This is a genomic window from Streptomyces sp. NPDC030809 (genome assembly GCF_055572195.1).
In genome coordinates, this window is the sequence record NZ_JBVIDV010000011.1 from 226,635 (window position 1) to 240,168 (window position 13,534).

The following is a 13,534-nucleotide window of genomic DNA, read 5'->3' on the forward strand; positions in this document are numbered from 1 at the left end:
GCGCGAGCGCCCCGAACCGCCGTGCCGTCAGCCGGCGAGCGGCTCCGGCAGCGGACGGTTGTGCAGCACGTCGAGCCGGGACACCGCCCGGGTCACGACCACGTACAGCCGGTTCAGCCCGCGCGGTTCGGACTCCACGATCGCGGCCGGCTCCACCACGACCACGTGGTCGTACTCCAGGCCCTTCACGACCGTCGCGGGCAGCACCGTCACCCGCGCGGCCGTGCCCACGTCCTCGGCGGTCGCCGTCTCGATGCCCGCCTTGCGCAGTGCCGCCGACAGCCCGGCGACCTCCCCGTCGGCGGCGATCACGGCGATGGAGCCCTCCCGTTCGAGGGCCGCCCGGACCACCGTCGCGGCCTCGGCCGCGGTGTCCGCGACCTCGCGCACCGTCAGCTCCCCGTCGTGCCGGAGCGACCGGGCCGGCGGCACGTCCGCGTCGAGCGCGGTCACCAGCCGGTTGGCCAGCTCCATCACCGCGGCCGGCACGCGGAACCCGGTGGTCAGCGGCACCACCGTGGCCTGCGTCTTGCCCAGGTGCCCCAGCTGCTGCGCCCAGGTGCGGGCCGCCCACGGCGCGGTGGCCTGCGCCAGGTCGCCCAGCACCGTGATCGAACCGAAGGCGCTGCGCCGGGCGATGGCCCGGCACTGCATCGGCGACAGGTCCTGGGCCTCGTCCACGACCACGTGCCCGTAGCCCTCGGGTCGTTCGATCAACCCCGCCACCTCGTCGAGCAGCAGCATGTCCTCGGCCGACCACTGGGCGCTCTTCTCCGACCGCGGCGGCCTGGCCCACAGCAGAGCGGCCTGCTCCTCCGCGTCGAACACGTCCTCGGCCGCCTCGGCCAGCACCTCGGCGTCGCTCAGCAGCGAGGCGACGACCTCCTCCGGACGGGCCACCGGCCACGCCGCCTCCAGGAACGCGGCGATCGGCTTCGAGCGGCCGATCTTCCGGGCCCACGTCACGCTCTTGGGACCGGCCCGCCGCTCGGCCTGCTGCTGGATCAGCGTCACCACCCGGGTGCGCACGTGCTCCCGCCCGACCGAGTAGGGCACGCCCTGCGCCCGCACGTCGTCGATGACCTGCCCCAGCTCGTACGAGTCCACCCGCCAGCGGTAGGAGCCGTCGGTGACCGCGATCGACTCCTCGGGGTACCGGACCCGGGCATAGAGGGCCCGCTCCAGCACCCCGGCCATCCGGTCGCCGTGCTTCAGCGCGGCCACGTGCTCCGGGTCCGTGCGCTGGACCGGGTGCCGGGCCACCACGTCCTCGACGGTGAGCTGCGCGATGTCGATCTCGCCGAGCGAGGGCAGCACCTCCGAGATGTACCGCAGGAAGGTGCGGTTCGGACCGATGATCAGCAGACCGCTGCGCTGGAGCCGCTCGGGGAAGGTGTAGAGGAGGTAGGCGGCGCGGTGCAGGCCGACCGCGGTCTTGCCGCTGCCCGGGGCGCCCTGGACGCACACCGACTCGCCCAGTTCGCTGCGGACCAGGTTGTCCTGCTCCGGCTGGATGGTGGCGACGATGTCGCGCATGGGGCCGAGGCGGGGGCGCTCGATCTCGGCGGCCACGATGGCGCTCGCCGCGTCGAGGGCGTCGGCCCGGTCGGCGTGGTCGAGGCGTTCGTCCTCCAGCCCCGTGAGGTCCTCCGGGGCGCCGTGGCTCCACGGGGCCCAGCCGAACCGGCGCCGGACCGCCACCCCGCGCGGGTCGAGTGCGCTGGCCTGGTAGTACGTACGGGAGACGGGCGCGCGCCAGTCGATCACCAGCGGCGGGGCGGCCGGGTGCTCGGAGACCCGGCGGCGGCCGACGTAGTAGCGCTGCCGGCGGTGGTCGCCCGCGGCGTCCGAGTCCTCGAAGTCGAGGCGGCCGAAGAACAGCGGGCTGTCCGGCTCCTCCGCCATCTGCTTGGCGCGGGTGCGCAGGTACCGGCCGAGGGCCTCCGCGCTCGCCCCGTCGCCCGAAACGTCCTCGCCCGCGATGACCTGGTGGCTCGCGTCCTCCACCTGCCGGGTCATCGCCTCACGGCACACCGCGACGTAGGCACGCTCCGTGGCGAGCTCGTCGCCGAGGCTGACGGCCTCCCGGGTGCCGTCCCTGTCCTGGACGTGTGACGTCATCGATCGAGACCTTTCCGCAGTGACGGTCGTGCGCCGCCGTCCGGCAGGGCCGGACGGCGGGTTCTCCGTCACAGCATAACTGAACCGAGTTAAGAGACTGGCCGGGTTGCGTTATTTGCGGACGGCTCCCGGCGGGCCGCCGACAGGGCGCCCAGCACCGCCGCCCGCACGATGTGGCCCGGCGAGTAGAGCTCCTTGCCGATCCACAGCGGCGGGTGCCGGTCCGCGTCCAGCCCGTGCGCCAGCAGGAAGGACACCCCCCGGTCCACCGCGTCCGCGACCGCCGCGGGCCGCTCCGCCACGTCCTGCCCGCCGGCCGCCGGGTCCGTGAGGTCGAGCAGGGTCCGCACCGCGTACGCGGTCTCCTCCGCGGTGCCCTCCCAGCGGCCCCACGACCCGTCCCGCCGCTGACCCCGCAGCAGCCACTCGACGGCCCTGCCCAGCGTCGGCCCCGACTCCGCCCCCGCGTACCGGTGCAGCGCCAGGGAGCAGCGCATCGTCGCGAAGAACGGCGAGGCGTGCCACTTGTCGGACCAGCTGCCGTCCGGAAGCTGGTGGTCCCGCAGCCAGGCCGCGATCCGGCCGACCGCGTCCCGGTACCGGCTGGTGTCCCCAGCGGCCCCGCCGGCGCTCGCGCCCGCGTCCCGTACGGCGTCCAGATGGCAGCCGAGCGCCTCCAGGACGTGCGCGTTCGTGGTCGTGGACGGCTGGTGCTCCGGGATGGTGGACATGAAGTGGCTGCCCGCGTCGTACTGCCACAGGTACTCCGGCTCCTGCGGGGCCCCGAGCCGGGCCAGGGCGGTCAGCACGATCGCCGTGGTCTCCGCCTCGTACGCGAACCCCGGCGCCGTGGGGGCGCCCGAGTGCCCGACCCGCCCGGGGAGTTCCTTCAGCAGCGGGGCGAGCCGCTCCGGGGAGACCCCGGCGCCGGCCAGGTTCCCCGCGATCCACGCCCGCTCGTAGTACACGACCGAGGTCATCGCCGGCACCGTGCCCGCCCCCCGCTCCTGGATCTCCCGCAGGAAGCGCACGGACGGGTCCAGGGGATCCGCCGGCCGCCGCGGCCCGAGCCAGGCCGCCGTCGCCGCGGCGGAACAGCCGACCGCCCCGCCCACCGGCTCCATCTCCGCCGCACCGACGGCCGCCGGGCCCACGATCTCCAGGTAGTGCCCGGCCAGCGGATTGCGCCACGCACCGCCGCGCAGCCCGCGCAGCGCCTCCTCCGTCAGCCCGTGCGGCAGGCCCAGCGGGAGCGGCCGGCCCGGCTCCGGCAGCACCGCCAGACGCGCGTTGACGCCCTCCACCAGCGCCGGGATCAGCATGAAGAACACCACGGTCGGCGGCACCGGATCGTGCGCCGTCCCGGCGATCTGCCCGGCCGCGGACGCCAGGCCCCGCCGCGCCGCCTCGGCCAGCACCGCCCGCGGCACCGGACCCGGCTCCGCGCCCCGGCCCAGCACCGCGAGCAGGGCCTCCGTCGCGCTCAGCGTCGGAACCAGGGCATAGCCGCCCGGACCGCCCCAACTCCCGTCCGGCCGCTGCCCGTCCACCAGGAAGCGGATCCTGGCCGCATCCCCGTCCAGCCAGGGCGCCAGCACCACCAGCCGGGCCGTCTCGTACACCGACGGGCCCAGCGCACCGGTCGGATCCTGCAGCACCCGCTCGACCAGGGAGTCGACGAGCCCGTCCAGGTCCAGGCTGCGCAACGCGTTCACGCCGGGAACTCCTCGGAGACGGTGATGCTGTCCACCAGCAGCGTCGAGGGCAGCGAGGCCGGGTCGGGGTCGCCCGGCAGCACCGGGCCGCCCGGGCTGCCGATGATGATCGCCAGGCACAGGTACACCGGCTGGTCGAACAGCCACCCCTCGGGCGTGGTGTCCTCCGGGGTCAGCCGCAGGTACTCGCGCCCGTCGAGGTACCAGGTGATCTCGCCGGGGTCGCGCCGCCACCGCACCGAGTACGTGTGGAACCCGTCGCTCAGCGGGCTGCCGTCCCCGGTCGTGGTGCGGGCCCCCATGCCCAGCGAGGGGATCTGGTGGCATTCGGGGGAGTGCACGGCGCCCCAGACCGAGTCCGGCTCGGAGCCCAGCGCCTCGAAGACGTCGATCTCCCCGGCCCGGTACCAGGCCTTCACCGGGTCCTCGTCCCCGCGGTGCCGCAGCTGGGTGCCCCACGCCCACAGCGCGCAGTCCAGACCCGGGCCCGCCGCGGTCCGCACCCGGGCGTCGATGCGCAGCGCCCCGCCGGCCGGCGGCAGGAAGTCCTCCCGCACGGTCTCGATCCACGCGGCCCGGTACTCGCCCTCCTCGTGCGTGGCGGTGATCCGCAGCCGGCCGGAGCCGTCGAGGCTCACGTGCCCGGGGTCCTCCCGGTGGAACTCGATGCCGGCGCCGAACGGCTGGCCGGCGACGGTCCGCCAGCGCTCCGGGTCGGGCGGGGCCCCGGCCGGGCCCTCGAAGGTGTCCTGCCACAGGATGCGCCCGGCAGGCGGCGCGCCCGCCGGGGACGGAAGGGTGTCGCGGTGCTGGTTCACGGTCTCCATGTCTTTCTCAGGCTCCCGGCGCCGGCGGTGCGGCGCGGTCCGGATCGAGGTGCTCGGCCATGGCGAGCGGTGTGGGATGGGCGAACAGGTCGGTGAGGGGCACCCGGACCCCCAGCGCCTCCTCGATGCGCTGTACGAGCTGGGCGCCCAGCAGCGAATGGCCGCCGCTGTCGAAGAAGTTGGCGTCCGGGCCGATGTCCGTGCGGCCGAGCGTGCCCCGCCACAGGCCCAGCAGGCGCTGCGCGGTGCCCGTGGCGTCGGCCGGCCCGGCCCCCTCCGCGGCGCCGGCCGCCTCCCGGGCCGCGGCCGCGCGTTCGGCCCGGCGCTCCTCGGCGAGCCGGCCCAGCGCGAGGTGGTCCGTCTTCTCGTTGGCGGTGGTCGGCAGCGAGGCGAGCACGACGGTCTCCCGGGGTACGGCGGCGGAGGGCAGCAGGGCCTTGGCACGGGCCGTCAGGGCGGCGGCGTCGAACCCGTCCGCGGCCACGACGAAGGCCACCAGCGCGGCATCGGGGCCCCCGGCCCCGGAGACGACCACGGCCGCGCTCCGTACGCCCGGCTGCTCCAGCAGCACCGCCTCGACCTCGCCCAGTTCGATCCGGTGGCCGCGCAACTTGATCTGCCGGTCGGTGCGGCCCATCAGCTCCACGCTGCCGTCCGGCCGGATCCGGGCCGCGTCCCCGGTGCGGTAGTGCCGCCCGTACTCGGGGTGCTCCCCGAAGCGCTCCGCGGTCAGCTCCGGGCGCCCGTGGTAGCCGAGGGCCACCCCCGCCCCGGCGATGCACAGCTCGCCCTGCACCCCGAGGGGCAGCTCGCGGCCGTCCGGATCGACCACGAACACGCGGGTGTTGGCGATCGGCCGGCCCACGTCCACCCGGGTCACGTCCCGCTCCACGGGGCCCGAAGTGGACCAGATGGTCGTCTCGGAGGGCCCGTACACGTTGAGCACCCGGCCGCCGGTGGCGGCGAGGGAGCGCGCGAGCGCCGGGGGCAGCGGCTCCCCGCCGCAGACCAGCCGGCGGCCCGCGAGCTGCCCCTCGCCGGCCGCGTCGGCCACGAACCGCCAGGTCGTGGGGGTGGCCTGGACGATGCCCACGTCCTGCGCCGCCACCTGGGCCAGCAGGGCCCGGCCGTCCGTACGCGCCTCGTCGGAGGCCACGACGATCCGCCCGCCGACGGCCAGCGGGAGGAACAGCTCCAGGGCGGAGATGTCGAAGGCGAAGGTGGTCAGCCACAGCACCGCGTCGTCCGGGCCGGCCTTCAGCTCCTCGGCGAAGTGCTGCACCACGTTCGCGAGGGCCCCGTGGCCCACCAGGGTGCCCTTGGGCTTGCCCGTCGAGCCGGAGGTGTAGATCAGGTAGGCGGGGGAGCCGGAGTCGGGGTCGGGGCCCGCGGCGCTCTCCGCCGGGCCTGCCGCGGAGCCCTCCGGGTCTTCCGCGAGCGGCTCCAGGGCGAGCACGCGCGCCGTGACGCCCTCGGGCAGTGCCACGCCCGGGGCCGCGAGCACCGCCCCGGCGCCCGAGTCCTCCAGCACGTACGCCAGGCGCTGGGCGGGGTGCTCGGGATCCACCGGCAGGTACACCGCGCCCGCCAGCCACACGCCGAGCGCCGCCGCAGCGAGCTCCGGCCCCCGGGGCGCGGCCAGGGCCACGATGTCGCCCGCCGCGATGCCGGCGCCCGCCAGCACGTCCCGGGTGCGCTCGGCAGCCCGCCAGAGCCCCGCGTACGTGGTGCGGCGGCCGCCGTCCTCGACGGCCACCGCGGACGGGGTGCTCGCCGCCCGCTCCCGGACCGCGGCGAGCACGGTGGCCGGGGCCACCGGGCGGGCGGTGTCGTTGGCCGCGGCCAGGACCGCCCGGTCCGTGCCGCCCGCCACCGGCAGTTCGCCCACCGGCCGGTCCGGCCCCTCGGCCGCCGCCAGCAGCAGCGTCTCGAAGCGCTCGACCAGGGCGGCCACGTCCGAGCGGTCCAGGACCTCCGTGTAGTACGCGGCCCGCACGCTCACCCGGTCCGCCGAGGACAGGAAGAAGAACTCCAGGTCGAACTTGCTGAAGCCGTTCTCCACCGGCAGCCGCCGGGCCGTGGTCCCCGCGAGCGGGAACGAGGTGCGGCCGTCGTCCGGCACGTAGTTGAACAGGTGCCGGAAGACCGTGTTGCGCCAGGAGGCCCCGCCGTCCCGCCGCAGCTCCGGCAGCAGGATGTCCACCGGCACGTCGGCGTGCGCCACCGCCCCGAAGAACGCGTCGCGGGCCGTCCGCACCAGCTCCCGGAAACCGGCCCCCAGGTCCACGGGTATCCGCAGCGGCAGGGTGTTCACGTGGTAGCCCACGGCCCGGGGCGCCCCCCGCCCGCGGACGTTCACGGGAGTGCCCACGACCAGGTCGGGACCGGCGCCGTGCCGGGCCAGCAGCAGGCAGTACGCGGCCAGCAGCACCACGGCCTCCGGGGCGCGGAGCTCCTTCTGCAGCGCGCGGACCACCGCCAGCGCCCCGGCGGACAGATCGGCCGTGACCTGCCCGCCGGTCAGCGTGGGCTCGGGGAGGTCCTCGCTGCCGCACCACAGCCCCAGGGCCGCGGGGTCGGCGCCGGCCAGGTGCCCGCGCCAGTACTCCAGGCCCGCCGGACTCGGCGCGGGCTCCACGTAACGGGGCTGCTCCACGAGGAGTTCGGCGGGCGGTGCGGCGCCCGCGGCCAGCGCCGTGTACCCGGCGGTGAACTCCTCCAGCAGCACCGCCCCGGAGACGGTGTCGAAGACGAGGTGGTGGACGGCCAGGCAGAACGCGTCCCCCTCCGCACACCGCACGAGCGCCGCGCGCAGCAGCGGCCGGCCGTCGATCTCGAACGGCCGGGCGATGAACGCCCCCACGACCGCTGCGAGTTCACCGGGATCCGCGTGCAGCTCCGCCACCTCGACCGCGAGGGCCTCGGGGGACAGCACCTCCTTGGTGAGCGCACCGTCGCCGTACCGGAAGACGGTGCGCAGGGCCTCGTGCCGGCGCAGCAGCAGGTCCAGGGTGGCCCGGACCGCGGGGGCCGCCAGCTGCCCGTCCGCCTGGAGGGAGACGGACAGGTTGTTGACCCCCTTGACGGGGACGAGCTCGTCGAGGAGCCAGAGGGCCTGCTCCTTGGTGTCGGCCGGGAAGGACCGGAGTTCCGTTGCTTCTCGCATTCCAACCGTTCCGTAGTTGCGGGGGAGTTCCGCCTGCGGTGCCCGCGCTCAGGCGCGCGGACCGGTGCCGAGGAGCCCGGCGACCGTGTCGATGACACCGGGATCGCGCAGCAGGTCCACGTGCGGGACGTCGACGCGGAGCTCCCGGCCGACGGTGAGGTCCCCGTCGGGGCCGGCGGCCCGGGACCCGTTCAGCCCGCTCGTCGGCGAGGAGGAGGTCAGCACCACGGCCTCGCGCCACACCGGGAGCGGATCGATGCCGGCCGCCGCGACCAGGTAGTCCACGAACGAGGCGAACACCGCGGTGATCTCCTCCGTGCGCCGGTCGTCCAGCTCCAGGCGTTCGAAGGCGGGCCTGGCGGCGCGCCGGTACACGTCGAGCAGCTCCGCCCCGAACGCGGCCATCGACGTGTGCCGCTGGAGGGCGTCCCGGGCGGACTCCGCCGCGCGGGCGGTCTCCTCAGGCCCGAGGAGCGCGGCCATCGCGTCCACGACCTTGTGGAACTGCGAGTAGAGGGTCAGGGGCGAGGACTGCTCGGGGTCGAAGAGCACCACTGCCGGGGCCCGGTCCTGCCCGGCGGCCACGCGCCGGGCGACCTCGCCCGCGTACACGGCGCCGACGCAGAAGCCGAGGACCGCACGGACCGGCCGGCCGTCGGCCCGGACCTCCGCCAGCCACCGTTCGACCTGACCGCCGTCCCCCGGCCCGTCCTGCCGTCCGTCCACGCCGTCACCGGTCGCGGGGACGGCCTCCCGGGGAACGGTCTCCCAGATCGCGAAGGGCGTGTCGCCCAGTCCCTTCGCCAGATCGGTGAAACGTCCCTCTGCGCGGCCCGTGGCGTCGAAATCCACGGCGAGCACGAGCTCGCGTGCCGTTCCCTCGCTCAGGACCCGCCACGCCTGCGGAGCTGCCATGACTCGGATTCCCCCATGCTGTTCACGTCGTTCGCGTACTTCGGAATGCGGTGAATTCGCGGTCACGCTAACCGCGCCTCCCCGCAGCGATAACCCCTAGCCGACCCCTGCCACCCCTGGCCGGACGGCCCGCCCGCGGGGTGCCGACGGCGCTCACCGCAGCCCCGCCAGCCGCCCGGAAACCAGCCGCGCCACCGCCTCGGTCTCGTCCGACAGGTAGAAGTGGCCGCCGCCGAACACCTGCAGGTCGAAGGGGCCGGTGGTGTGCTCCTGCCAGGCCCGGGCCTCGTCCGGAGTCGTCTTCGGGTCGGCGTCCCCGGTGAGCGCGACCACGGGGCAGCCGACCATCGCGCCGTCCGCCGGCCGGTAGGTCTCGATGGCCCGGTAGTCGGCCCGCAGGGAGGGCAGGAACATCCGGACGATCTCCTCGTCCTCCAGGGCCCGCTGCGAGGTGCCGTCCAGGGCGCGGATCTCGCCCAGCAGCGCCGCGTCGCCCCTCAGGTGGACGTCCTCGGTGCGGTGCCGGGACGGCGCCCGCCGCCCCGACACGAACAGGGCCGCCGGCGAGACCCCCGCCTTCAGCTCCAGCCGCCGGGCCACCTCGAAGGCCACGGACGCGCCCATGCTGTGCCCGAACAGGGCGAGCGGCCGATCGGTGCCGAGGGACTCGGTGACCGCCTCGAAGGCGGCGTGGGCCAGCTCGCGCAGGTCCTCGAAGGGCCGCTCGCGGTGCCGGTCCTGACGGCCCGGGTACTGGACGGCCACCACGTCGAGCCGTCCGGCCAGCTCCCGGGCCAGCGCGTGGTAGGCCGTGGCCGAACCGCCGGCGTGCGGGAAGCACACCAGCGTGACGGCGCCGGGCGGGGCCGGCTGGTACCGGCGTATCCAGGGGCTCTGGGTCAGTGTGTTCATGAGGCGCTCCTCCGCATCTCCTCGTCCAGGTGCGCGGCCAGCACGGCCGGCGTGGGGTGGTCGTAGACCAGCGTCGGCGCGAGCTCGACGCCGGTGGCCTCCGCGAGCCGGCCGCTCAGCTCCACGGCGGTCAGCGAGGCGAAGCCGACGTCGAGGAAGTCGTCCTCGGCCCGCAGGGCGTGCGGGTCCTCGTGGCCCAGTACGGCGGCCGCGGCCGACAGCACCACGTCGAGCAGCAGCGCCGCCCGCTCCGCACCGGACAGCGGGGCCAGGGCCTGCGCGAGCTCCGCCGCGGAACCGGGCAGCCGCCCGGCACCGTCCGCCGCGCCCCCGGCGCCCGACGGGGCCTCCGGCAGGTCCGCGGCGCGGACGCGGCCGCGGTCCCAGCCCGACAGCAGGGCCAGCACCGCACCCAGCGCCTCCTGCTCGCCCGCGGAATCCACGTCGAGCAGCGCGGCGAGGGCGTCCGTGTCCTTCTCGCCGACGGCCTGCCAGAACCGCCGTTCCAGCGCGTTCCCGGCGGCCGGGGCGGAGGGCAGCCAGTACGCCTTGCGCTGGAACGCGTACGTCGGCAGCCCCACCCGGCGGGCGCCGGAGCCGGCGAACACGGCCCGCCAGTCCGGGGAGAACCCGCGGACGTGCAGTTCGGCCAGTGCCGTGGCGAGCGCCGCACCGTCGGCACGGTCCCGCCGCTGGAGGGGCACCACCAGGGCCCGGCCGCGGCCGAGGCACTCCCGGGCCATCGCCGCCAGCACCCCGTCCGGGCCGACCTCCACGTACGCGGTCACCCCCGCCCCGTCCAGATGGGCCAGCTGGTCGGCGAACCGCACCGCCTCCCGGGCGTGCCGCACCCAGTAGCCGGGGTCGGCCAGCAGCCCGTCCGGAGCGGTCCGCCCCGTCACGTCGGAGACGACCGGGATGCGCGGCGGGTGGTACGACACCTCGCGGGCCACCGCCTCGAACTCGCCCAGCGCGGGATCCATCAGCGGGGAGTGGAAGGCGTGCCCCACCCGCAGCCGCCTGGTCTTGCGGCCCAGCCCGGCGAAGTGCGCGGCGACCTCGTCGACCGCCGCGGCGCGACCCGACACGACCACCGCCGCCGGCCCGTTCACCGCGGCCACCCCGATCTCGTCCGCCCGCCCCGCCAGGAGCGGCAGCACCTCTTCCTCCGCCGCCTGGAGCGAGGCCATCGCCCCGCCCTCGGGCAGCGCCTGCATGAGCCGGCCGCGGGCGGCGACCAGCCGGGCCGCGTCGGGCAGGTCGAAGACCCCGGCGACGTGCGCGGCGGCGAGTTCGCCGATCGAGTGCCCGGCCAGCAGGTCCGGGCGCAGCCCCCACGCCTCCAGCAGCCGGAACAGCGCCACCTCCACCGCGAACAGCGCCGGCTGGGCGTACTCGGTACGTCCGAGCAGCGCCGCCTCCTCGGTGTCCGCACCGGCGAACACCACCTCGGCCAGGGGCCGTTCGAGGTGCCGGCCGAACTCCGCGCAGACGGCGTCGAAGGCCGCGGCGAACACCTCGGAGGAGGCGTACAGCTCCCGGCACATGCCGGGCCGCTGGGTGCCCTGCCCGGAGAACAGGAAGGCGAGCCCGCCGCCCGCCCCGGCGGCGCCCTGCACGAGCGCCGGGACCTGCTCCCCGCGGGCCAGCGCCTCCAGCCCCGCGAGCCGGGCCGCCGGGTCGCCGGCCACGAGGGCCGCCCGGTGCTCGAACGCGGACCGGGTCGTGGCCAGCGAGAACCCCACGTCCGCGGGGTCGAGCCCGGGCTGCTCCCGTACGAGCTCGCGCAGCCGGGCCGCCTGGCCGCGCAGTGCCTCCGGCGTCTTCCCGGACAGCACCCACGGCAGCGCGAGGGCCGGCCCGCGGTCCGCCGGCACGTCCTCCTGCGGCGGCACGTCCGCCCGCGGCGGCGCCTCGGCACCGGCCTGCTCCAGGATGACGTGGGCGTTGGTCCCGCTGATGCCGAACGAGGACACGGCGGCCCGCCGCGGGCGGCCCGTCTCCGGCCACTCGGTCCGGTCGAGCAGCAGGGACACGGCGCCGGAGTCCCAGTCCACGTGGCTGGAGGGGGCGTCCACGTGGAGGGTGCGGGGGAGGGTGCCGTGGCGCATGGCCATGACCATCTTGATGACCCCGCCGACGCCCGCGGCGGCCTGGGTGTGCCCGATGTTCGACTTCAACGAGCCGAGGAACAGCGGGTGCCCGCCGGTGCGCGCACTGCCGTAGGTGGCCAGCAGGGCCTGCGCCTCGATCGGATCGCCCAGCCTGGTGCCCGTGCCGTGGCCCTCGACCACGTCCACGTCCGCACCGGTCAGCCCGGCCCGGTCGAGGGCCTGGCGGATCACCCGCTGCTGGGCCGGGCCGTTGGGGGCCGTCAGGCCGTTGCTCGCCCCGTCCTGGTTGACCGCGCTGCCCCGCAGCACGGCGAGCACGGGGTGGCCGTTGCGCCGCGCGTCCGACAACCGCTCCAGCACCACCATGCCGGCGCCCTCGCCCCAGCCGGTGCCGTCCGCGGCCTCGGCGAACGCCTTGCACCGCCCGTCCGAGGCCAGGCCCCGCTGCCGGCTGAACCCGATGAAGGTGTCCGGGGTGCTCATCACGGTCACCCCGCCGGCGAGCGCGAGGGAGCACTCGCCGTCGCGCAGGGACTGGGCCGCCAGGTGCAGGGAGACGAGCGAGGAGGAGCAGGCGGTGTCCACCGTGATCGCCGGGCCCTCCAGCCCCAGCGTGTACGCGACCCGGCCGGACGCGATGCTGCCGGCGCTGCCGCCGCCGAGGAAGGCCTCCAACCCCTCGGGCACCTCCCCGACCTGGGTGCCGTAGTCGTGGTACATGACTCCGGCGAAGACGCCCGTGCGGCTGCCGCGCAGGGTGCGGGGGTCGATGCCGGCGCGTTCGAAGGCCTCCCAGGAGGTCTCCAGCAGCAGTCGCTGCTGCGGGTCCATGGCCAGGGCCTCGCGCGGGGAGATCCCGAAGAACGCCGCGTCGAACTCGCCCGCGTCGTAAAGGAATCCGCCCTCCACCGAGTACGTGGTGCCGGGGTGGTCCGGGTCCGGGTGGTACAGGGCCTCCGCGTCCCAGCCGCGGTCCGCCGGGAAACCGGAGACCGCGTCCTCGCCCGCGTCCACCAGCCGCCACAGGTCCTCGGGGGAGCGGACCCCGCCCGGGTAGCGGCAGGCCATGGCCACGACGGCGATCGGGTCCTCATCGGTGCCCGCGCCGGACCGGACGGCGCGCCCGGCCGCCTGCCCGGCTGCCCGGGAGGCCTCGGCATCGGCCCCGGCATCCGCTTCCGCGCCCAGCGCCTCGGTGACGACGAACCGCGCCAGCTCCGCCGGGCTCGGGTGGTCGAAGACCAGCGTCGAGGGTAGGCGCAGGCCGGTGGCCGCGTTCAGCCGGTTGCGCAGCTCGATGCCCGTCAGCGAGTCGAAGCCCAGGTCCTTGAAGGTGCGGTCGGCGTCCACGCCGGCGGCCCCCGCGTACCCGAGGATCCCCGCCGTGTGCTCGCGCACCAGGCCGAGTACGGACTCCGTACGCGCCGCCGGCTCCAGCGCGGCCAACTGCTCGGCGAGGGAGCCGCCTTGGGGTGCGGCCTGCTCACGTGCCGCGGTCCGGCGGCCCGGGCTGCGGACCAGGCCGCGCAGCAGCGCCGGCACCGGCTCCCCGCCGAGGGAGCGGCCCATGGCCGCCACGTCGAGCTTCATCGGCAGCAGGTGCGCCTCGCCGCTCGCGCAGGCGGCGTCGAACAGCGCCAGGCCCTCGTCCGTGGCCAGACCCGTCACCCCGTGTCGGTTCATGCGGTGGAGGTCGGTGGGGGTGAGGTTGCCGGTCATGGTGCTGCGTTCGTGCCAGAGGCCCCAGGCGAGGCTGGTGGCGGG

General features: G+C 75.9%; 7 protein-coding genes. All 7 read right to left on the reverse strand.

The annotated features are described in order from the left end of the window. Positions 1-27 precede the first annotated feature (27 nt). A complete protein-coding gene (locus ACZ407_RS17300; RefSeq protein ID WP_468128924.1) occupies positions 28-2,121 on the reverse strand; it encodes a HelD family protein in 2,094 nt (697 codons plus the stop codon). A gap of 89 nt (positions 2,122-2,210) precedes the next feature. Then, positions 2,211-3,836, reverse strand: coding sequence for a prenyltransferase (locus tag ACZ407_RS17305; protein WP_468128925.1), 1,626 nt, complete (start codon positions 3,834-3,836; stop codon positions 2,211-2,213). Next, a complete protein-coding gene (locus ACZ407_RS17310) occupies positions 3,833-4,663 on the reverse strand; it encodes a glycoside hydrolase family 16 protein (protein WP_468128926.1) in 831 nt (276 codons plus the stop codon). Before ACZ407_RS17310 ends, ACZ407_RS17305 begins: the two co-directional genes overlap by 4 nt. A 7-nt stretch (positions 4,664-4,670) precedes the next feature. Then, entirely contained in the window at positions 4,671-7,829 is a 3,159-nt protein-coding gene (locus ACZ407_RS17315) for a non-ribosomal peptide synthetase (RefSeq protein WP_468128927.1), read from the reverse strand. Positions 7,830-7,877: 48 nt separating this feature from the next. Next, positions 7,878-8,744 carry a hypothetical protein gene (locus ACZ407_RS17320; protein WP_468128928.1) on the reverse strand — a complete coding sequence of 289 codons (867 nt, stop codon included), beginning with the start codon at positions 8,742-8,744 and terminating at the stop codon, positions 7,878-7,880. 153 nt (positions 8,745-8,897) lie between these two features. Next, positions 8,898-9,656 (reverse strand): thioesterase II family protein, encoded by a 759-nt coding sequence (locus tag ACZ407_RS17325; protein WP_468128929.1) that lies wholly within the window; start codon positions 9,654-9,656, stop codon positions 8,898-8,900. Then, on the reverse strand, positions 9,653-13,534 hold a 3,882-nt coding region (locus ACZ407_RS17330; RefSeq protein WP_468128930.1), incomplete at its 5' end, for a type I polyketide synthase. The genes ACZ407_RS17330 and ACZ407_RS17325, both read right to left, overlap by 4 nt.